A 21283-nucleotide genomic window follows, 5' to 3' on the forward strand; every position below is an offset into this window, starting at 1 on the left:
ACCGCTGACCATGCCAACATCAATCCAATCGAGAGAGCCGTCATGAACCCTTACCAGATTGCCCCATCGATCCTGTCCGCGGATTTTGCACGCCTGGGGGAAGAAGTCGATACCGTTCTCGCAGCCGGAGCGGACATCGTGCACTTCGATGTCATGGACAATCACTACGTGCCCAACCTGACCATTGGCCCGATGGTCTGTGAAGCCCTGCGCAAGCACGGTGTCACCGCCCCCATCGATGTACACCTGATGGTATCGCCGGTGGACGACCTCATCCGCATGTTCATTGACGCCGGGGCCAGCTACATCACCTTCCACCCGGAAGCCTCTGCCCACATTGACCGCTCCCTGCAGCTGATCCGGGACGGTGGCTGCAAGGCCGGCCTGGTGTTCAACCCGGCCACCCCGCTGCACTACCTGGATCACGTGATGGACAAGCTCGACATGATCCTGCTGATGTCGGTGAACCCGGGCTTCGGTGGCCAGAGCTTTATCCCCGGCACCCTCGACAAACTGCGGGAGGCCCGCAAGCGCATTGATGCCAGCGACCACAACATCCGTCTGGAGATCGACGGCGGCGTGAAAGTAAACAATATCCGCGAGATCGCCGAAGCCGGAGCCGACACCTTCGTCGCCGGTTCCGCCATCTTCAACACGGACGATTACAAGACGACCATCGATCAGATGCGCGCCGAGCTGGAGCTGGCCAGAAAGAGCATAAACCAATGAGCCTGAATGGTCTGTTCAATGCCCGCTGGCCGGGCGTCGCCCTGTTCGATCTTGACGGCACCCTGGTAGACAGCGCGCCGGATCTGGCCGCCGCCGTTGACCAGATGCTGGAACACCTCAGCCGGCCAGCCGCCGGCATCGACAAGGTACGGCAGTGGGTCGGCAACGGCGCAGCAATCCTGGTGCGCCGGGCACTGGCGGATGCCGTTGACTGGGAGCCGGTCGACACCAAAAACGACGCCCTGTTCAACGATGCCCTCGCCATCTTCTCCCAGGCCTATACCCGACTTAACGGCCAGCACTCGGTGGTCTATGCTGGGGTGGAAGACTGCCTGGCGCATCTGGCCGAACAGGGTTGCCGGATGGCGGTGGTCACCAACAAACCGGAACAGTTCGTAGCGCCACTGCTGGAACAGATGGGACTGGAACACTGGTTCGACCTGACCATCGGCGGCGACACCCTGGCGGTCAAAAAACCGGACCCGGCCCCACTACTCCACGCCATGGAGACCCTCAACGGAACCCGCGGCACCACGGTCATAGTGGGTGACTCGGCAGCGGACATTAACGCCGCTCTCGCAGCAGGCATTCCATGCGTGGCGGTACGCTATGGCTACAATTATGGCCCACCCGTGGACTCACTGGGTGCGGACACAGTGGTTGATTCACTGGCTGAGCTTTTGTAATCTCACAAGGATAATACGTTGATTACTTCATTTCGGGAGATTCCTGCCGTGCAGGGACTGAATCTGACTGCAGCGCGAGGCATCCTGACAACCCGCGCAACACGATGGTGGCGATGGCGCACTGGCTGAATCAGGCCAGCGGTCGGTTGGGCTGTGCCCCAACGATGGCCGCAACCATCGGCTGGACTGTCAACGGACAAACCGGGAACAGCGCCAGCTAACAAGCAGATCAGATTTCAGGAAACCGTTACATGACACCCGAGCAATTCGCCGAGCTCGCCGAAGCCGGCTTTAATCGCATCCCGGTATACCGCGAAGTCCTGGCCGACCTGGACACCCCACTGAGCACCTATCTCAAGCTGGCCAGCGGTCCCTATTCCTACCTGTTTGAATCCGTTCAGGGCGGTGAGAAATGGGGCCGGTATTCCATCATCGGCCTGCCCTGCCGCGAAGTCCTCAAGGTTCACGACCATCAGGTCACCATCAGCCGTGACAACCAGGTGATCGAGGAGACCGAAGCGGACGATCCCCTGGCCTTTGTCGAGCAGTACCAGGCGAGATTCAATGCACCGGATCTGCCAGAACTGCCCCGCTTCAACGGCGGCCTGGTCGGTTACTTCGGCTACGACACCGTGCGCTACATCGAGAAACGCCTGCGCCAGAGCTGCCCTCCGGACAAGATCGGCACTCCCGACATTCTGCTGATGGTGTCCGATGAAATCGTGGTATTCGACAACCTGCGCGGAAAACTGCACCTGATTGTCCACGCCGATCCCGCAGTGAAGGGAGCGTACGAACAGGCCCAACTGCGCATCGATGAGCTGGAGTCACGACTGCACCGGCAAACCGCGGATGCCCCCCGAACGCCGGACAGCCTGCGCGGCAAGACCGTGGATGAAGGCGATTTCATCTCCGGCTTCAACCAGGAAAAATTCGAAGCCGCGGTGGGCAAGATCAAGGAATACGTGCTCGATGGCGATGTCATGCAAACGGTCATCTCCCAGCGCATGTCAATTCCCTTCGAGGCACCACCGCTGAACCTGTACCGCTCACTGCGGGTGCTCAACCCCTCCCCCTACATGTATTTCCTCGACCTGGGCGACTTCCACATCGTCGGCTCCTCACCGGAGATCCTGGCACGGGTCGAAGACGAAGAAGTGACGGTCCGCCCCATTGCCGGCACCCGCAAACGCGGCGCCACCGAGGCCGAGGACCGGGCGATGGAAGCCGAACTGCTGGCCGACCCCAAGGAGATCGCCGAGCACCTGATGCTGATCGACCTGGGCCGCAACGACGCCGGCCGGGTGTCCGAGACCGGTACCGTGAAACTGACCGACAAGATGATCGTGGAACGTTACTCCCACGTGATGCACATCGTCTCCAACGTCACCGGTCGCCTGAAAGAAAACACCAGCTGCCTGGATGTCCTGCGCGCCACGCTGCCCGCCGGCACCCTCAGTGGCGCCCCCAAGATCCGCGCCATGGAAATCATCGACGAGCTGGAACCGGTAAAACGGGGCGTCTACGGCGGCGCCGTGGGTTACCTGTCATTCAACGGCAACATGGACACCGCCATCGCCATCCGCACCGCGGTGATCAAGGATAACACCCTGCATATCCAGGCCGGGGCCGGCGTGGTGGCCGATTCGGTGCCCCGCCTTGAGTGGAAGGAAACCATGAACAAGGGCCGCGCGATCTTCCGCGCCGTCGCCATGACCTACAACGATTTCGACCACTGAGGCGGAGGAACAGATTATGTTGCTGATGATCGATAACTACGATTCCTTCACCTACAACGTGGTGCAATACCTGGCCGAGTTGGGTGCGGATGTTCATGTGTACCGCAACGATGAGATTACGGTAGAGGAAATCGAGGCCCTGAAACCGGAGCGCCTGGTGATCTCCCCGGGCCCCTGCACACCGAATGAGGCCGGCATTTCCATGGCCGCTATTCGCCACTTTGCCGGCAAGCTGCCGATCCTCGGCGTTTGCCTGGGCCACCAGGCCATCGGCCAGGTGTATGGTGGCGAGGTAATCCGGGCCGGGCGGGTAATGCACGGCAAGGTGTCTCCGGTCTATCACAAGGATACCGGCGTCTTCCGGGGCCTGAGCAATCCGCTCCAGGCCACTCGCTACCACAGCCTGGTGATCGATCAGACCACCTTGCCCGACTGCCTGGAAGTCACCGCGTGGACCCGCAACGACGACGGTTCCGTTGAGGAAATCATGGGCGTTCGCCATAAAACCCTGCCCATCGAAGGGGTGCAGTTCCACCCAGAGTCTATTATGACGGAACAGGGTCACGAGCTACTGCGTAATTTTCTGAGAACAACCTGAGAGGCCAGCTATCCATGGACATGAAAGAAGCATTGAACCGCATTGCCTCCAACCTGGATTTGTCCCGGGAGGAAATGAAGGACGTCATGCGTATCGTCATGAAAGGAGAAGCCACCGATGCGCAGATTGGCGCCTTTCTCATGGGGCTGCGCCTGAAGAGCGAAACCATTGACGAAATTACCGGCGCCACGGAAGTCATGCGGGAGCTGGCAACCGGGGTCACGGTCAAGGCGGAGCCGCTGGTGGACATTGTCGGCACTGGCGGCGATGGCGCCAACCTGTTCAACGTGTCGTCGGCCGCGTCTTTCGTGGTGGCCGCTGCCGGCGGCTTTGTCGCCAAGCACGGCAACCGGGGCGTGTCTTCGAAAAGCGGCAGCGCCGATCTGATCGAGAAAGCCGGCATCAACCTGGACATGAAACCGGAGGAGGTGGCCCGCTGCGTCGAACAGATCGGCGTCGGGTTCATGTTTGCACCGGCCCACCACGGCGCCATGAAGCATGCCATCGGCCCCCGCAAGGAACTGGGTTGCCGTACCATCTTCAATATTCTTGGCCCGATGACCAATCCGGCGGGCGTGAAGCGGCAGCTGGTGGGCGTGTTCACCCGTGAACTCTGTCGCCCCATGGCCGAAGTACTTCATCGTCTGGGTGCCGAACATATCATGGTGGTGTGCTCCAAAGACGGCCTGGACGAAATCAGCCTGGCCAGCCCCACCCATGTGGCGGAACTGAAGAACGGCGAGATCACTGAGTACGACCTCACCCCGGAAGACCTCGGCATCAAGAGCCAGTCCCTGGTCGGTCTGACCGTGGATTCTTCCGAGGAGTCCCTGAAACTGATCCGAGCCGCTTTCGGGCGCGGGCACGACGAAATGGCCGAAAAGGCCCGTGACCTGATCGCCCTGAACGCCGGCGCGGCCATTTACGTGGCCGGCCTGGCCGACACGCCGACAGCCGGTGTCGAGATGGCCCTGGACGCCATGGGGTCCGGGCTGGCGGCGGGCAAGATGTCCGAGCTGGCTGACTTTTCTCAGTGCTTTTGATCGGTTAGGTAAACATTGGAGCAGGACGAACCGGTGGGGCGGAGCTTCCCAAAACACGCCCGTGAATACATCCCTGTAGGGCTTGGCTGCAGCCATCCATGGCTGCAGACAGTTTTGGGAAGCTCCGCCCCACCGGTTCTCGCAAACTTTTAGCAGGCCCGCAATGAGTGACAGACACCTGGACAAGACTCCCACCATCCTTCGAAAGATCGTCGATCGAAAGTGGGAAGAGATTGACGAGCGGAAGCCGAAGGTTTCGGTTTCCGACCTGAAAGCCATGGCCGGTGACCAACCGCCAGCGCGAGGCTTCGCCAACGCGTTGCGTACCCGCATTGAACAAGCCACACCCGCGGTTATCGCCGAAATCAAAAAAGCCTCGCCCAGCAAAGGCATCCTCCGTGATCCGTTTGAACCGGCAGCGATTGCCGAGAGCTATGAACGGGGCGGCGCTGCGTGTTTGTCTGTACTGACAGACCGGGATTTCTTCCAGGGCCACGAGGATTATCTCGTTGCCGCCCGCAAGGCCTGCAACCTGCCGGTGATCCGCAAGGACTTCATGGTGGCGCCGTATCAGGTCTACGAAAGCCGAGCCATGGGCGCCGACTGCATCCTGCTGATCGCCGCCTGCCTGACCAAAGACCAGATGCAGGAGCTGGAGGGCATCGCCCACGAAATCGGACTGGACGTGCTGGTGGAAGTCCATGATGGCGAGGAAATGAACGACGCGCTGACCCTGAAGACACCGCTGGTGGGCATCAACAATCGGAACCTGCACACCTTCGAAGTGTCCCTGGACACGACTTTCGACCTGCATGAGCGGATATCCGCAGATCGACTCACCATCACCGAAAGCGGCATCATGACCCGTGCCGATGTTGAGGTCATGACCGACCGGGGAATCTATGGTTTTCTGGTGGGTGAATCGTTTATGCGAGCGGAAGAGCCCGGTCAAAAATTGCGAGAGCTGTTTTTCCAGGAAGGCTAACTCGGAAGTTTAGACAGGCCAGCGGGTAGGTCGTGCCCCAGTACACTTTTGTCCGACCCACCCCCTGGCCTTTGCACCCCCTCAACCTCCGGTTCCGCCAGTGCCTCCTGCAACAATGCCAGCAGATGCTCAGGCAGGTCGCTGGCCAGCTTCAGAGCGGCCTCATGCCCCCGTGGCGACATCTTGCCCCAGGTGCGGCGGACAATCCGCAGCCATTTTTCCCGATCGTACTCCGCCTTTTCTTCATAGAAGTCAGCGAAATAACGCTCCAGAAACACCATGCAGGCGACGTCTTCCAGCAACTGCGTATCCGCGTCCTTGCGCAATTCCCGTTTGGTGAGAATCGTCTCGACCCGGTCACACTCCTCCTGCGGGTAACCGCAAGCCGCCATGATCTCCGACGCCCGCCGGCCATGCATACGCCCACAGGCCTGACGCCACTCGTAATAACCCTTTCGCCCTTCGGGGTAATCCTTGCGGGGCATAGTCCAGCGCTCGATGTGCTGGGCCCGGCAGGCGATCTGCATACGCTCCGTCGGCGCCGGCTCAAGCTCGAACAGCCAGCGGGTCATGTGCTGACTGTAGGCGTATTCCCGCGGGAGGAGGTCGTTTCCCACCTGCTCCCGGTTGGGATCTTCGCGGTTAGCGTCGTCGATGGCGCGCAAGGCGCAGTCGAGTTGTTCGGATTGGCTCATTGATTGGGTACCATGGATTGCTCGTTAACCACCCGTCAGACCTGGGCTGAAGGGCGGGCCTTGATGCGGTCAAACCAGGCTTGCAGATGAGTCTGCTCCGGCTTGATGCGAATTTGCACCACCTTGGCAAACGCAACGGTGGTAAAAGCGTTAATGTCAGCAGCGGTAAAGCGGTCGCAACAGATGTACTCTTTGCCTTCCAGGTGCTTGTTGAGGAAGTGCATGAACTTTTCAACGCCAACTCCACACTCTTCCCCCCATTCCTTGATGGGATTCATGCGATCCTTGAAATAACCGCTGGTGTGCTGGAAGCACATACCGGTGGGCACGAAAAAATACAGCTCAATCCAGCGCAGCCATTGTTCGATCATGGTCTTCTCAAGAGCAGTATCACCAAGCAGGGTCGGCGTCTCCGGATAGCTCTCCTCGAAGTAACGGCAAATGGCCATGGTCTCCGCCACGCAGGTTCCGTCGTCGAGCTTCATCACCGGCACTTTTTTCATCGGGTTCATGGCGACGTACTCGGGGGTCAGGTTCTCCCCTTTCTGGATATCGATCTCCACGAACTCAGCTTTGTCCAGCAGCCCCTTTTCCGCCAGAAACATGCGGACTCGGCGGGGATTGGGTGCGGTTTTCGTCTCGAAGATTTTCATTATTCTTGGCTCCGTCAGTGAGTTTGAACGCGTCACAACCATCCAAAAGACTGACGTGAAAGAACGGTTGCGTCAAGCAACTGGTATCAGGCGATCAACCACTGCCGTATTTGCGCTACGACCCACTCCGGATCATCCAGAGGCAAATCGTGCCCTGCCTCCGGGTGCAGTTTCAGGGTCCACTGCCAGCGATGCTCCAGCGCTTCGCTGCATTTCCAGGACACGATGCGATCCCGTTTGCTCGCCAGCAACAGCGCGTCTGGCACCGGTCTCCGGTTCAGCGGCCGGAATGAAGCTGCCGCCCGCAGCTGCTGCCAGGTATTGTGCCGGGACACGGGGCGCTGACGCTGGATGCGATACCAGTGCTTGATGGTTTGCAGTTCCGGCTCCGTGTTGCAGGTCAGCCTCAGAATATCGGCCTCGCGGTCAAACAGTTCCTTTCTGGTCAGCAGCCGCACGATCTTTGCCCAGGAAACCGGTCGCATCCGATGCCAGGGCGGGCTGAAACCAGAACTGGAGTTGATCAGCACCAGATTCTGGATCTCCCCTTCGGAGACGTGCTGTGCCCAGTCCAGGGCGACCATGCCGCCCATGGAAAGCGCCAGGATGCTGTACGGTTTTGGAATATGGCTGACCTGCTGCTGCACTTTCTCGCGGATGGCGGCGATGGAGCCGGGGCTGGGCTCACGGTAATGCACCCCGGTACCGGGTAAGTCCACCGCGTGAAAACGATGTTCGGGAAAGGCCAGCTGAAGCCGTTCGGGGAAGCTTCCCCAATGAGCCTGTTCCCGCGTAAGTCCACGCAGAAGTATCCAGTCCATGTTTACTCGCTATCCTTGTACCAGTGCATGATGGCTGCCTCCCTCAGCATGGACTCGTCTGTGCTATCCGGCAACCAGTTCCCGTGGCTGGCCGTGGCACTGAGCAGGAAGTCCATGAATGCCAGATGACTGCGTAGCACCCGCTGGTGACGATGGGGCACCAGCGGATTGAACAGGCCATCCAGGCGCAGGAGTTGTCGGGGGCGCTTGCGTATCCATCGCCATGAGCCCATCTCCAGGGTCAGCGGCAAGAATGTCCCGGTGCTGTCGCGGTTCACCTTCTTATAGAAATAATCCCACAGATCCCCATGGGTCAGGTAGTGGCGCGACTGGGGTTCGAACTTGTAGTTGTGGTCCGGCCAGGCCTGCTCCCAGATCAGCTTCAGGGCCAGCACCGAGGCAATCTTGCGCATGGGCCGGCGGCGATAGGCATAGGGGAACCAGATCTGGTCCTGCCAGCCAAACCCCGAATGGCAGTCCAGCGCGACACTGAAAGGACGGCCCGGCAACAGGCCGTTGATTACCGATTCCAGGGCCCGGTTTTCCAGTTCCATTCCCTGCTCGGGGTCGCCGATGTACCAGGGCAGACGCGGTGAGAGCCTCTGCCCACCCAGCAGAAAGGCGCTGCGGTCCTGGGCCGTGATCGGGGCATTTCGCATCAGGTCAACGCCATTGGGATTGCTGCGCTGGTTCAGGTACATGCCTCCGGGATTCAGAATCGGCAGGAGGGTGATGTGCACCCGTTCCAGCAATCCCTTGAGATGATCGTCCCAGGTCAGCCTGGCCAGCAGATTACGCAGCCAGGCCATGACCACCTGGCTACCGATCCGCTCCAGGCCATGAACCCCGCCCACCAGGACCATGACTGGCGCATCTGCGGCCTCACTCCCCAGGTCCACCCGGTAGATCGGCAGCTTCATTGCCCCAACCCGGGTCCGTTCGATCACCCGCGCAGTCACCTGCTCAGGCGCTTCCGCCAGTACCCGTTCAAGGGAGACCAGCTCCGGCAGAAAGGTTCTCAACAGGCGGCGCTGGCGGGCGTCCCGGGTGGCTTGCTCCTGTGGAATCGCGGCATGTGGGGTCAGATCTTTCAGCTCGGTCATGTAGGGCTCCGGTTTCTGGCGACCTTCCAACATGACAGCGATATGCTGCAATTATTTGACAGTGCCGGCTCGCTTCCCATTACAAAGAAACCGGAACAGACTATGATAGAAACAGAGCCGCCGTCTGCGGTGTTTACGGACTGCTATCATGTCCAAGGCTGTTTACTTGCTGACGCTGGCCATGCTGTTAAGCGCCTGCTCTCCTTCCGAAGCCCCCAAGGCTGCCGATACGCTGAATCAGGACACCGACAGTACGGCCATTGCCAGTTCCGATCCCCAACGCCCGGTCATCACCATTGGCGCGGATCCCTGGTGCCCACACAACTGCGCGGCAGGCGATCAACGGGAAGGGTATATGATCGATATTACCCGGGAGGTGTTTGAAGCGTCCGGGTATGAGGTGGAATACCTGAACATCAGTTGGGCAAGGGCGCTGCAGATGACCCGAGAAGGACAGCTGGATGCTGTCGTCGGCGCTTTCTCCACCGACGCTCCGGACCTTGTCTTCCCGGATGAGCCCCAGGGACGCTCACACATCGCCATGTACACACGAGCAGACAGCCAGTGGCTTTATCAGGGGCTGGAGTCGCTGACAGATCAGACTCTGCTGGCCATCAATGGCTACTCCTATTCCACGGAGCTGGATGACTATATCCAGACCCACGCTGACGAACCCGCCAGAGTCTGGGTAATTTCAGGGCCATCCCCCCTGAACAGGGCCATCTACCTGCTGGAGCAACATCGCGCCGATGTCTATCCGGAGGATGTGTACGTCATGACCTGGGCAATGAAAGACCAGATCATGACGCCCCCTCCCCGCGATGCCGGCCTGCTCCAGAAAACCGACACCTATGTGGCGTTTTCACCGGAAAATGAGCGCTCCGGGCAACTCGCCGCCCTGCTGTCCGAAGGAACAGTCAGGCTCCGGGAAAGCGGGCGGATCGGGGAGATAATGGCAACTTACGGTTTGCCGGAAGACTGAAAAGCCCGCAGGGTGTCACCATCTGCCGTGGTCAGTATCAACTCGCCGTTCTGGCCAATCTGGAAGCGCTGAACCTCGGAGAGCATCTCCAGGAAACGGCCTTCCTGTTGCATCAAGGCCGGCGCACAGGCCATCAGCGTGCCGGCCATCTGGCCCATTTCAAGGCCCTCACCGGTAAGATTCCACGGCCCGAAGTAACGATTGCAGGAGGATTGGCCGACGACCCGGTTGTCACCGAGGAAGCGGATGGTCACCCGGGAGCTGTCAATGATTCCGCGCCCGCCAATGTCTTCCACCACCCATTCAGCGCCACGTAACAGTCGTTCCGGATCGCCCCCGCAACCGGCCCAGGTATCGCCATTGACGGAGAGCCGGACCTGGTTCGGATGCGGCATGCCGGACATGGAATCCATGCACAGTTGTGGCGCAACATCCAGGGTTACGCTGAGCCCGTCACGCTCGGCGCGGATGGTCTGGCCATTCTTTCCCTGCTCCACCACTCTGGAATACAGGGTTTCCGTCGCCTCACCCATACGGCTCAGCGTCAATTCCCTGCCTACCAGTGTGGCGTGCCAGAACGGCTCATTCCCCCGGGCAACGAAGGGCGAAGAAAGCGAACCGGCAGCCAGACACTCGGGCAATTCGTTTCCGTTCAGTGTCAGGGTCGCTGAGTCACCCTTGCTCCAGAACACCGTTTCGTTGTCGTCTCCATCGGTAAAACGTGCCCCGGAGGCGCTTTTGGCAGACTCCAGGGTGTAGCGGGTATCCTCATGTGTCAGCACCAGCTGCCCGGAATCCTCCCGGTAGTCCAGATCAATGGTGGCCTGACCGCAGACCATACGATCCGCCGGGATATCACTGTCACCCCCGGAATCGCTGGTAGACGCACAACCGACCGCCATTAACGATGCGGCGCCCAACAGGCTGATCAGTCCGATGTTTTGCAATGTCATAGCTCCGTCCCTGATATCAGTTTTCAACAACCGTGAATTCTAAAGTGAATTCGCCCACAACCCTCATTACGCTATGGAAATATTTAGCATTAGCGTGATTGGATTCCGAATGGACTTCTTATCCCGGGGCAACCACTTTATTCTTGGATCACCCACATCAGGAGACATTAGCAATGGCCATCAGGCTCTACCAGTTCGCCATTTCCCATTACTGCGAAAAAGTACGCTGGGCGCTGGATTTCAAAGGGCTGCAATACCAGACCCACAGCCTGCTGCCGGGCCAGCACGTCCATACCATCCGCAAACTCACCGGGGTGAACTCATCGGTCCCGGTCCTGGATCATGATGGCCACATTGTCCAGGGTTCGTCAGCGATCCTGGACTACCTGGATGACACCTTCCCCGAGCGATCATTGACACCGACTGACCCCGAGGCAAGAGAAGCAGCACTGGCCTGGGAAAAACGCCTGGATGAGGAAGCGGGGCCAGCGGTGCGATGTTATTCCTACCACCATTTCCTGCAGCGTCCCAAGGTGGTTGTGCCATTGCTGGCGTCACAAACTCCGTTCTACAACCGGATCCTGCTGAAACTGGCCTTCAGCCGGGTCGACGAGATCATGCGCAAGTGGATGAAGATCAACGAGAAAACCGCCATGACTTCACGCCAGACCATGGAAGCAGTGTTAACGGAATTGACGGACACTTACCGCCAACAAACCTTCCTGGCGGGCGATACCTTCTCCCGCGCCGACCTCACTGCGGCAAGCCTGTTCGCCCCCATGTTCCAGCCGGAACAGTACCCAGTGCCCTGGCCGCGGGAGAATCGCATCCCCCGCGAGATTCAGGACTGGCTGAGGCAATGGCAACCCCAGCTGCAGGTACTGGAGAAGGTATACCAGGTTAACCGCTGACCCGCCTGCGATCACGCCCGGGAGAGACACCTGTCCAGCGCCGATAGGCCCGGGTAAAGGCGCTTTGCTCCGAAAACCCCAGCAACAGGGCAATGTCCGTCAACGTCAGGGACGCATCCGCGAGATACTGCCGCGCCAACTGCTCACGGCTGCGATCCAGCCATTGCTGCCAGCTGAGCCGATGACTGGCGAGACGACGCTGGAGCGTGCGGGGTGACATGTACATGGCTTTGGCAGCACGTTCGAGGGTTGGCTCGCCATCGGCCAGCAGCTTTAAAAGCACCTGCTGCAGTTGTCGTTCCGTGTCCGAGCTGCCAGGCAATGCCCGAAGCAGGGCCTGGGCCTGCCGGTCCAGCAGTTCCCGTAGCGTGGGATCCCGCCTTGGCATGGAAATATTGAGATATTCCAGCGGGAACCGGACCCGCACGTGACTGTCATTCCAACTGACGGGGCACCCGAAGAACGCTTCATAGGCGCGCTCGGCATCCGCGCCGACGGATTCCATGAACGAGACCGAAGCAGGTGGCGGCGGATTGTCGAGTTGTCGCCGCAGAAAGGTCACCAGGGCCGCAATAGATACGCCGTCCGCCTGCTGGCCCAGTTCATTGTCCGACGGCGGCCAGCGCATTTCCGCCTGGTCACCATCAATCTCGATTTCCGCCAGCGTGGTGCCATAGAACAGGGTCTCGTAACGCTGGTAGGCCAGCATGGCTTCACCCAGCGTGTCCGATGCCAGCACCAGGTACCCCAGCACTCCGACGTGCCCCGGTCGCACACAGCTGCCCACGTCCAGTTCCGGCGCGGCACGCTCCGGACACAGGGCCAGCCCCCGCGCCAGCAGGTCACGCCAGACCGCCACCGGTACATTATCCTGTGCGGACCAGCGCGCCAGTTCCGGGCGCAGGACGCCCGCATCAAGGTGTTGCTGGTCCAGCCAGTCCGCCAACAGACTGGTCCAGGCCCCGGTTACCCTTACCACTCTCGCCATGGCAAACAACTCCTGACCACTGCCTCAACATTGGCATGAATTATCAATTCAGTGGCGCATATCGTCAATTATGAAAGCCGGCGGCGGGCAAAAATAGATAACACACAATTACGGAAAACCGGACCTTATTTATGGCCATTACCGACATGATGCTGAGCGTTCTGGAAAACAGCGGCCTGTTGCCCCTGTGGAACACTATAGCGCCCTGGCTGGCGCTGGACGAACGGCAACTCATATTCATGATTGCAACACCGGTGTTTATCGCCATCGCCATCTGGGAATACCTGAAGCTTCGACACAACCCGAAACTGATGGACACCCGGGAGGCCATCCGCAATTTCGCCCTAGGTGCGGGATATCAAATCACCGAAGCATTATTTGCCGGCATCATTGCCTTTCCGGTCTACGCGCTCTTCTACCACTATCGACTGCTGGATCTGGACCTGAACTGGGCAACCGGGTTCCTGACCTTCCTGGGCGTCGATTTCTGTTTCTACTGGATGCACCGGGCAAGCCATCGCATACGCTGGTTCTGGGCCGCACACGTGGTTCATCACTCTTCGGAGCGAATGAACTTTTCCACCGCCATGCGCCAGAACGCCACCAATATCTTCAACGGCGGGTGGATGTTCTACCTGCCCCTGGCGTTTATCGGCTTTAACCCGGTCTGGATCGGCGTTGCCTATGCCCTGTCCCTGGTGTATCAGTTCTTTATCCATACCACCCTGGTCGGGCAACTGCCGTCCTGGGTGGAACGGGTTTTCAACACACCCAGTCACCACCGCGTGCACCATGGTCGCAATCCGGACTACATCGACCGCAACTACGGCGGCACTCTCATTATCTGGGACCGCCTGTTTGGCACCTTTACCAAAGAAGATGCCCGGAATCCCCCGGAGTACGGCATCACCCGCCCGGTGTACTCCAACAACCTGATTGTGCTGTGGACCCATGAGTACCGGGATATGTTCCGGGACATGACTCGCCCGGGTGCATTGAGATCCCGCCTCCAGCACCTATGGCGCCCGCCGGAGTGGGAACGGCCGGGCCATCGGCGGGATTCGTCGGAATAACAACAACCGATAACCGACTGTCAGACCATTTTACACCTGTCGGAGGAATCGCCAGGCCAATAAACTCTAAATTATTGGTTTTAAAGACTTAAACCAACAAAGGACCGGTACTTGCTCCTTAGGTCCGCGCATGAAATGCACTCAATATGACACGGAGAAGTTACACATGCGCTTAAGTACCAAATCCCACGTTATTCCTCTCACACTGGCTGCCACCGGACTCCTGTTTACCGGTTCGGCGGTCGCCGCCCCGATCGTGATGGAAGGCGACTACGTTCGTACTGCGGTCAGTGACAATGGCACCCTCGGCGCCGGAGGCAGCGCCGATCCCGGTATCATCCACGACCCCAGCGGCACCCGCGACTGGGGGCCAGAGGATTATCTGACACCCGGCACCCCCTGGGAATGGTTTGGCGTCCAGTCAGCCCAGACCGGTCTCGTTGGCAACAATAACGCCTACACCTCCGGTGATATCGGCGCCATATCCGGCCCGACGGACCTGTCAGGCGGCAGCGCCGACAACCATGTGTCCTGGCTTGGTCAATACAGTGACCTGTTTACCATCAGCCACAACTACTCGTTCAATGACGACGAAGAGCGCATTGATGTACTGACCACGATCACCGCGCTCCAGGACCTGAGCGATGTGAAGTTCGTCCGTGCCATCGATCCAGACCCGGACGTCAACACCCACGGCTCCTATGACACCACCAACACCCGCGGCACGACCGGTGTTGCAGAGGAAGACTTCGTGAATTCCCAGGGCGGCATGACCGGACTGACCCTCGGCCTTTACACCCAATCCGACATCACCCATAACTCCGGAATCTCCGCGCCCTGGTCCACCGACCCGGACGCCTACCTTGCCGGCGTCAACGATGGCGATGGGGACTACGCTATTGGCCTGGGGTTCGATATTGGCTCGTTGTTTTCCGGGGAGCTGGTCAACCTGAGCTATTCCTACGTGATGGGTGAGACACTGGATACCGTGGACCTGCCCACCGGCCAGGTACCCGAGCCCGGCACCCTGGCCCTGCTGGGATTAGGCCTGACCGGCGTTTACGTCTCTCGCCGCAGGAAACTCCGCTAACCCCATGTCCGGTCCGCCACCCTGGCGGGCCGGCACCACACTATCCGCAGAATCCCCCCGCCCTCGAAAAAGCCCGGGAAATCATCGGCAAAGACCGTTAGGATAACCGTCAGATCCTGACATCATTCCCCGTAAACCGGTGAATCCAACGGAGCAACTATGGGCCCGGAATGGCAAGCGGTATGGCTCACCCTGAAACTGGCCGGCATCACCACTGTGCTATTGATGGTAATTGGCACACCCATCGCCTGGTGGCTCGCCCGCAGCCAGCACTGGCTACGCCAACCGGTGTTCGCCATCGTCGCGTTGCCGCTGGTACTGCCACCCACGGTACTGGGCTTCTACCTGCTGGTGATACTGAGTCCCGACGGCCTGATTGGCCAACTGACTGAACGACTGGGCATAGGTACCCTGCCATTTACCTTTGAGGGCCTGGTACTGGCCTCCGTCATCTATTCATTACCGTTCACCGTGCAGCCTCTGCATAACGCCTTTGCCAGTCTCAACGAACGAATGCTGGAAGCGGCTGCCACCCTGCGGGCCTCACCCCGGGACCGCTTCTTCACCATTGTCGTGCCACTGGCCCGGCCGGGCTTTCTGACGGCCGCCGTGCTGACCTTCGCCCACACCATTGGTGAGTTCGGCGTGGTACTAATGATCGGCGGCAACATTCCCGGAGAAACCCGGGTTCTGTCCGTCGCGATCTATGACCATGTTGAAGCCCTGCAATACGGTCAGGCGCACTGGCTGGCAGGAGGCATGCTGCTGTTCTCCTTCCTGGTTCTGGTCGGGCTCTACACCATTAATGGCCGACAGGCCGGCGGGGTCGTCAAATGACCCACGGCAACAGCATTCTCGCGCGGCTCCAGTGTGACTTTGAAACGTTTCGCCTTGACGTGAACCTGCAACTTCCCGGCCAGGGAATCACCGCGCTGTTTGGCCACTCCGGGTGCGGCAAGACCACCCTGCTCCGGTGCATCGCCGGATTGCAGAAAGCGGACGGGTACCTCTCGGTGAACGGTGACTGCTGGCAGGACGGTCACCATGAAATGCCGGTTCATCGCCGCCCGCTTGCTTATGTGTTCCAGGAAACCAGCCTGTTTCCCCACCTGACCGTCCGCCGCAACCTCACCTATGGCTACCGCCGGATTCCAGCCAGCCAGAGGCGGGTTCAGTTCGGGCAGGCGGTGGACTGGCTGGGACTTTCCCACCTGCTGGACCGTATGCCGGAGAAACTGTCCGGCGGTGAGCGTCAACGGGTTGCCATTGCCCGGGCACTGCTGACCAGCCCCCGCCTGCTGCTGATGGACGAACCCCTGTCCGCGCTGGATCGTCATAGCAAGCAGGAAATCCTGCCTTACCTGGAGAACCTGCATCGCACCCTGGACATCCCGGTGCTCTATGTTTCCCACTCGGCGTCCGAGGTGGCCAGGCTGGCCGATCACGTGGTGATGATGGACGGCGGCCAGGTGGTGGCGGAAGGCCCGTTGCAGGAAACCCTGGCGCGCACGGACCAGCCCTTTGCGCTGGAGGAGGATGCCGGTGTCATCGTCAACGCAGTCATTGGCGAGCAGGATAAGCACTGGCACCTGTGCCGCGCCGATTTCCCGGGTGGCAGCCTGTGGGTACGGGACGAGCCGAAACTGGCTACCGGACTCCCCGTGCGGCTACAGATCCTCGCGCGGGATGTCAGCATCGCCCTCGCCGCCAACCACGATCAGAGTATCCAGAACCTGCTGTCCGCAAGGGTTCTGGAGATCGCCACGGACCAGAGTCCGGGGACCAGCCTGGTGCGGCTGCAATCCGGCGACACGTCCTTCCTCGCCAGATTGACCAGCCGCGCGGCCCACCAGTTGCAGCTCACACCGGGTATGGCCGTCTGGTTGCAGATAAAAACCGTCGCCATTGTGGACTGAAGGACGCCAGAGGCGTCCTGATCAACAGTCTGGCCCGCTTGGCACGGGCCAGCACGCTGCCTGACCGTTAACCTGTCACTTCATGACGGTGCCAACCGGCCAACGGGAGCGAGTAATGGCGACACAACACCAGTGGGTGAACAACAACGGCGTCAACCTGTACGTAACCACCGACGGTAACCCCGATGCTCCGCCGCTGGTGCTGGTCCACGGTTACCCGGATAACCATACAGTTTGGGACAGGGTGACCGAGCAGCTGAAAGACCGCTATTTCGTCATCCGTTACGACGTTCGCGGCGCAGGCCGTTCCGACAAGCCCGCCAGAACCCGTGCCTACCGTATGGCCCATCTCGCTGCGGATCTGGCGGCGGTCGTGGACGCAGTCATTCCCGGCCAGGCCTTCCACCTGGCAGCCCACGACTGGGGGTCGATACAAAGCTGGGAATCGGTGACCACCGGCCCCCTGACTGCAAGAATCCGCTCATACACCACCATTTCCGGGCCGTGCCTGGATCACGTTGGCTTCTGGTTACGCAACAACGTTACCCGTGTGAGCGAGGGCGGTACCCGCAAGGTACTCAAGCAGCTCGTCAGCTCCTGGTACGTGGCCATGTTTCAGCTGCCCTTACTGCCGGAGACCGCCTGGCGTGCCGGTCTCGACAAGCTGTGGCCAAGCTACCTGAAGAACAGGGAGCAGGTGTCCGACGCGCAATACAGCCGTTCTCAGCGCAATGACGGCCGCTACGGCGTGAAACTGTACCGGGCCAACTTCATGCCCAAACTGTTACGGCCGGAACCCCGGCAGGCACAATGCCCGGTACAGCTGATTGTGCCCGGTCAGGACAACTACGTGGGGGAACAGCTGTTTGAAGGGTTGGAGAAATGGGCAGGAAAACTGAGCCGACAGGAAATTGATGCGCCCCACTGGGTACTGCTGACCCAGCCCGACGCCATTGCCGGCTGGATTGACGGATTTGCCAGGAAGGCGGCCCGCACCTGAGAAATACGGGGCGGTGGTCAGCGGGTGCCGTACACCACCATGGTCTTGCCCTTGACCCGCACCAGCCCCTGGTCTTCCAGGGTTTTCAGGACGCGGCCAACCATCTCCCGGGAACAGCCCACGATGCGACCGATTTCCTGGCGGGTAATCTTGATCTGCATACCGTCCGGGTGGGTCATGGCATCGGGCTCCTTGCACAGGTCCAGCAGGGTGCGGGCGACTCGACCAGTCACATCCAGGAAGGCCAGATCCCCCACCTTGCGGGTGGTCTGACGCAGGCGGGAGGCCATCTGCTCGCCAATGAAATACAGCACCCGCGGATCCTGCTGGGCAATTTCCCGGAACTTGGTGTAGCTGATTTCAGCCACCTCGCATTCGGTTTTCGCCTTCACCCAGGCGCTGCGGGAATCCATGTTATCGAACAGCCCCATCTCGCCGAAGAAGTCCCCGGCGTTAAGGTAAGCCATGATCATCTCGCGCCCGTCGTCATCCTCGATGATAACGGTGACGGACCCTTTGACGATGTAAAACAGCGAATCGCTCTTGTCACCCGCATAGATAATCGTGCTTTTGGCGGGGTAACGCCGGCGGTGACACTGCGACAGGAAGTAATCCAGATGCTTGGTTTTCTGCTCAACCGGCTTGACGATAGTGGCCATAGTGCGAGTCGTGCCTCCTCAAAAACTGGCGGGTCCCGATGTTTGTTATGTACCCGGCTTTCCATGCGGGTTTATTCATATTTCATGAAAATCAGCGCAACTTATAACAAGAAGGCCCGGTTTCGGCAACCTGAAACCATGTGTATCTGTGTAACCGGTCTGGGAAGGGTGTTGCTGCCGGGCATCGCTCTATGTGCTAGCATCCGTGCCAGATCCCTGATGTATTGCGGAGTTTACTGACATGAAAGCAACTGTAGACTGGGCGGGAAATGCCAGCTTCAAGACCACCAGTGGCACCGGTCACACCGTTCAGATGGACGGCCCGCCCGACCACGGCGGCGAAAATCTCGGACCGCGCCCGATGGAAATGCTGTTGATGGGGCTTGGCGGTTGCTCATCCTTTGATGTCATGAGCATTCTTAAAAAAAGCCGCCAGGACGTCACTGCCTGTCACGCCGAGTTGGAAGCGGAACGGGCCGACGCCATCCCTGCGGTTTTTACCCGGATTCATCTGCATTTTGTGGTCACCGGTCACAACCTGAAAGAAAACCAGGTCAAACGCGCCGTCAGCCTGTCGGCGGAGAAGTATTGCTCCGCCTCGATCATGTTGGAAAAGGCGGGCGTGGAGATCACCCACAGCCACGAAATCCGGGAGGCGGAATAGGCGCCTGCAGACGCGGGATTTACGGATAATAAAATGTGGTTGCAAAGACTATCCAACCCCATTCGCGGTGTGCATAATACGCACCCTTCACCGCCGGTCTGTGCAAAAGGTGATCAACCCGGTCAGTAGTCGGTGGCGGCCTCATCAGAACGCCCGAGCAGGCGTTCTGTAGTCATTCATCTCCATTCTCCGGAGGGGCTGAGCATGGAATCGAAACTCCAGCTGCACGGTTTCAATAACCTGACCAAATCCCTGAGCTTCAATATCTACGATATCTGTTATGCGCAGACCGAAGAACAGCGTGAAGCCTACATCGACTACATCGACGAGATGTACAATGCCGAACGGCTGACCCAGATCCTCAGCGATGTGGTCAAGATCATCGGCGCCAACATTCTCAACATTGCCCGCCAGGACTACGAGCCCCATGGTGCCTCGGTGACCATGCTGATCGCCGAGCACGAACTCTCCTCCGGCGAGCCCGATAACGAGGAATCTCCCGGCCCGATGCCCGACACCATCGTCGCGCACCTGGACAAAAGCCACGTGACGGTTCACACCTACCCGGAAAGCCACCCGCACGACGGCGTGAGCACGTTCCGCGCCGATATCGATGTGTCCACCTGCGGGCTGATCTCACCGTTGAAGGTGCTGAACTACCTGATCCACAGCTTCGATTCCGATGTGGTCACCGTGGACTACCGCGTGCGCGGCTTCACCCGCGACGTGGACGGTACCAAGCACTACATTGATCACGATATCAATTCGATCCAGAACTACCTGACCGAGGACACCCAGAACGCCTATCAGATGATCGACGTCAACGTGTACCAGGAGAACCTGTTCCACACCAAGATGATGCTGAAGGAGTTCAACCTCGACAACTACGTGTTTGGCGTCAACGCCAGTGATCTGGACCCGGCAGAAGCAAAGTCCATCGAGGATCGCCTGCGCCGCGAGATGCTGGAGATCTTCTACTCCCGCAACGTGGAGTAACACCTGGCAATGACCGGCGGGACCTGTCTCCGCCGGTCATTCAGTTTTTTTGATGCCCCACCCCGAAAATCTCCGGTTTATTCCCCGCGACCTCCGGCGTTTAATAGTCTTAATTAACGTGCCAGGAGGACACCATGACTTTACGAGCCATCAAACAGATCATTCCCGCACTGGAGACTTCCGACGGCGCCGGCGTGCGCATCAGGCGCTCCATTGGCCAGCACCAGAACATTCGCCTGGATCCGTTCCTGATGCTGGACGAGTTCGGCTCCGATCAGCCCCAGGACTACATCGCCGGCTTTCCGTCCCATCCCCACCGCGGGTTCGAGACGGTGACCTACATGATCGAGGGGCACATGCTCCACGAGGATCATATCGGTAACCGGGGCGACCTCAAGAACGGTGGCGTACAGTGGATGACTGCCGGTCGCGGCATTGTGCATTCCGAGATGCCACAACAGGAAGCCGGTCAGATGCGCGGGTTCCAGCTGTGGCTGAACCTGCCGGCCGCCGAGAAGATGAAACCCGCAGGCTACCGGGACATTCAGCCGGAGGAAATTCCCGATATCCAGCTGGACGGCGCCAGGATCAAACTGATCGCCGGGGAGATCGAGGTGGACGGCACCACCGTCTCCGGCGCGGTTACCGGCGGCAGCACCCGCCCCCTGTACATTGACATCCATCTGGAGGCGGACACGGCCATCACCCTGCCGGTCAGCGAGCAGCTGAATGCCATGCTGTACCTGTATGACGGTGACGCGAAGCTTCAGCACAAGGCCGAACATGAGCCCCTGAGAGCCGCTGCGGCCACCATCCTCGACGACGGCAACCAGGTGCGGGTTGAGTCCGGCGCCCGCGGGGCCCGCCTGCTACTGATTGCCGGCAAGCCGATCAACGAGCCGGTGGTCCAGTACGGCCCCTTTGTGATGAACACCCGGGAGGAAATCGAACAGACCCTGCGGGACTACCGGGACGGGCACCTGACGGCCTGAGCAGGAC

At 59.7% G+C, this 21283-nt stretch carries 23 protein-coding genes; 16 read left to right on the forward strand and 7 right to left on the reverse strand.

The window, feature by feature from the left end; genetic code table 11:
* The first annotated feature begins 42 nt into the window (after window positions 1-42).
* The 6 genes from rpe (at window position 43) to trpC (ending at window position 5780) form a co-directional block, all read left to right on the forward strand.
* The gene (rpe, locus tag ACQUWM_RS08400) at window positions 43-729 is read left to right on the forward strand and encodes a ribulose-phosphate 3-epimerase (RefSeq protein WP_428921828.1); all 687 of its coding nucleotides are present in this window, start codon (window positions 43-45) and stop codon (window positions 727-729) included.
* On the forward strand, window positions 726-1415 hold the full coding sequence (locus tag ACQUWM_RS08405) for a phosphoglycolate phosphatase (RefSeq protein WP_428921829.1): 690 nt from the start codon (window positions 726-728) through the stop codon (window positions 1413-1415). Before rpe ends, ACQUWM_RS08405 begins: the two co-directional genes overlap by 4 nt.
* 251 nt (window positions 1416-1666) lie before the next feature.
* Complete coding sequence (gene trpE / locus ACQUWM_RS08410; RefSeq protein WP_407002822.1) at window positions 1667-3154, forward strand: anthranilate synthase component I; 1488 nt, start codon at window positions 1667-1669, stop codon at window positions 3152-3154.
* Window positions 3155-3170: 16 nt separating this feature from the next.
* A complete protein-coding gene (locus tag ACQUWM_RS08415) occupies window positions 3171-3752 on the forward strand; it encodes an aminodeoxychorismate/anthranilate synthase component II (RefSeq protein ID WP_407002823.1) in 582 nt (193 codons plus the stop codon).
* Between the two features lie 14 nt (window positions 3753-3766).
* On the forward strand, window positions 3767-4795 hold the full coding sequence (gene trpD, locus ACQUWM_RS08420; RefSeq protein ID WP_428921830.1) for an anthranilate phosphoribosyltransferase: 1029 nt from the start codon (window positions 3767-3769) through the stop codon (window positions 4793-4795).
* A gap of 163 nt (window positions 4796-4958) precedes the next feature.
* Window positions 4959-5780, forward strand: coding sequence for an indole-3-glycerol phosphate synthase TrpC (trpC, locus tag ACQUWM_RS08425; RefSeq protein WP_428921831.1), 822 nt, complete (start codon window positions 4959-4961; stop codon window positions 5778-5780).
* Here trpC and ACQUWM_RS08430 read toward each other — a convergent pair.
* The 4 genes from ACQUWM_RS08430 to ACQUWM_RS08445 all read right to left on the reverse strand — a co-directional run bounded on the left by ACQUWM_RS08430 (window position 5777) and on the right by ACQUWM_RS08445 (window position 9052).
* A complete protein-coding gene (locus ACQUWM_RS08430) occupies window positions 5777-6475 on the reverse strand; it encodes a DUF4202 domain-containing protein (protein WP_428921832.1) in 699 nt (232 codons plus the stop codon). The two genes, trpC and ACQUWM_RS08430, sit on opposite strands and share 4 nt — an antisense overlap.
* A gap of 35 nt (window positions 6476-6510) precedes the next feature.
* Window positions 6511-7128: a glutathione S-transferase family protein gene (locus tag ACQUWM_RS08435; protein ID WP_407002827.1), complete on the reverse strand. Its 618-nt coding sequence runs from the start codon at window positions 7126-7128 to the stop codon at window positions 6511-6513.
* An 86-nt stretch (window positions 7129-7214) separates the two neighbouring features.
* Window positions 7215-7949: an alpha/beta fold hydrolase gene (locus ACQUWM_RS08440; RefSeq protein ID WP_428921833.1), complete on the reverse strand. Its 735-nt coding sequence runs from the start codon at window positions 7947-7949 to the stop codon at window positions 7215-7217.
* Window positions 7950-7951: 2 nt separating this feature from the next.
* Window positions 7952-9052 carry a M14 family zinc carboxypeptidase gene (locus tag ACQUWM_RS08445; protein WP_428921834.1) on the reverse strand — a complete coding sequence of 367 codons (1101 nt, stop codon included), beginning with the start codon at window positions 9050-9052 and terminating at the stop codon, window positions 7952-7954.
* A 148-nt stretch (window positions 9053-9200) separates the two neighbouring features.
* Here ACQUWM_RS08445 and ACQUWM_RS08450 point away from each other — a divergent pair, with 148 nt between their 5' ends.
* Window positions 9201-10034 (forward strand): substrate-binding periplasmic protein, encoded by an 834-nt coding sequence (locus ACQUWM_RS08450; RefSeq protein WP_428921835.1) that lies wholly within the window; start codon window positions 9201-9203, stop codon window positions 10032-10034.
* Here the strand turns inward: ACQUWM_RS08450 and ACQUWM_RS08455 are convergent.
* Window positions 10013-10987: an META domain-containing protein gene (locus ACQUWM_RS08455; protein WP_407002831.1), complete on the reverse strand. Its 975-nt coding sequence runs from the start codon at window positions 10985-10987 to the stop codon at window positions 10013-10015. The genes ACQUWM_RS08450 and ACQUWM_RS08455 overlap by 22 nt on opposite strands.
* Window positions 10988-11160: 173 nt before the next feature.
* Here ACQUWM_RS08455 and ACQUWM_RS08460 point away from each other — a divergent pair, with 173 nt between their 5' ends.
* A complete protein-coding gene (locus tag ACQUWM_RS08460; RefSeq protein WP_407002832.1) occupies window positions 11161-11898 on the forward strand; it encodes a glutathione S-transferase family protein in 738 nt (245 codons plus the stop codon).
* Here ACQUWM_RS08460 and ACQUWM_RS08465 read toward each other — a convergent pair.
* Entirely contained in the window at window positions 11888-12886 is a 999-nt protein-coding gene (locus tag ACQUWM_RS08465; protein WP_428921836.1) for a helix-turn-helix domain-containing protein, read from the reverse strand. The two genes, ACQUWM_RS08460 and ACQUWM_RS08465, sit on opposite strands and share 11 nt — an antisense overlap.
* Window positions 12887-13017: 131 nt before the next feature.
* On the opposite strand from ACQUWM_RS08465, the gene ACQUWM_RS08470 reads away from it, so the two are divergent.
* From ACQUWM_RS08470 to ACQUWM_RS08490, 5 genes are all read left to right on the forward strand, one after another.
* Window positions 13018-13959, forward strand: a complete 942-nt coding sequence (locus ACQUWM_RS08470) for a sterol desaturase family protein (protein ID WP_428921837.1) — start codon at window positions 13018-13020, stop codon at window positions 13957-13959.
* A 166-nt stretch (window positions 13960-14125) separates the two neighbouring features.
* The gene (locus ACQUWM_RS08475; RefSeq protein WP_428921838.1) at window positions 14126-15049 is read left to right on the forward strand and encodes a PEP-CTERM sorting domain-containing protein; all 924 of its coding nucleotides are present in this window, start codon (window positions 14126-14128) and stop codon (window positions 15047-15049) included.
* Window positions 15050-15208: 159 nt separating this feature from the next.
* A complete protein-coding gene (gene modB, locus ACQUWM_RS08480; protein WP_407002836.1) occupies window positions 15209-15886 on the forward strand; it encodes a molybdate ABC transporter permease subunit in 678 nt (225 codons plus the stop codon).
* Window positions 15883-16965, forward strand: a complete 1083-nt coding sequence (gene modC, locus ACQUWM_RS08485) for a molybdenum ABC transporter ATP-binding protein (protein WP_428921839.1) — start codon at window positions 15883-15885, stop codon at window positions 16963-16965. Before modB ends, modC begins: the two co-directional genes overlap by 4 nt.
* A 115-nt stretch (window positions 16966-17080) precedes the next feature.
* Window positions 17081-17965: an alpha/beta fold hydrolase gene (locus ACQUWM_RS08490; RefSeq protein ID WP_406989373.1), complete on the forward strand. Its 885-nt coding sequence runs from the start codon at window positions 17081-17083 to the stop codon at window positions 17963-17965.
* A 17-nt stretch (window positions 17966-17982) separates the two neighbouring features.
* On the opposite strand, the gene crp is transcribed toward ACQUWM_RS08490, so the two are convergent.
* Complete coding sequence (gene crp, locus ACQUWM_RS08495; RefSeq protein WP_007153756.1) at window positions 17983-18624, reverse strand: cAMP-activated global transcriptional regulator CRP; 642 nt, start codon at window positions 18622-18624, stop codon at window positions 17983-17985.
* A gap of 241 nt (window positions 18625-18865) precedes the next feature.
* On the opposite strand from crp, the gene ACQUWM_RS08500 reads away from it, so the two are divergent.
* From ACQUWM_RS08500 to ACQUWM_RS08510, 3 genes are all read left to right on the forward strand, one after another.
* The gene (locus tag ACQUWM_RS08500; protein WP_406989374.1) at window positions 18866-19288 is read left to right on the forward strand and encodes an OsmC family protein; all 423 of its coding nucleotides are present in this window, start codon (window positions 18866-18868) and stop codon (window positions 19286-19288) included.
* Between the two features lie 204 nt (window positions 19289-19492).
* Window positions 19493-20284, forward strand: a complete 792-nt coding sequence (speD, locus tag ACQUWM_RS08505) for an adenosylmethionine decarboxylase (RefSeq protein ID WP_407002838.1) — start codon at window positions 19493-19495, stop codon at window positions 20282-20284.
* A 134-nt stretch (window positions 20285-20418) separates the two neighbouring features.
* Window positions 20419-21276 carry a pirin family protein gene (locus ACQUWM_RS08510; protein ID WP_428921840.1) on the forward strand — a complete coding sequence of 286 codons (858 nt, stop codon included), beginning with the start codon at window positions 20419-20421 and terminating at the stop codon, window positions 21274-21276.
* Window positions 21277-21283 lie beyond the last annotated feature (7 nt).

This window comes from Marinobacter sp. DUT-3 (assembly GCF_050379435.1).
GTDB lineage: Bacteria > Pseudomonadota > Gammaproteobacteria > Pseudomonadales > Oleiphilaceae > Marinobacter.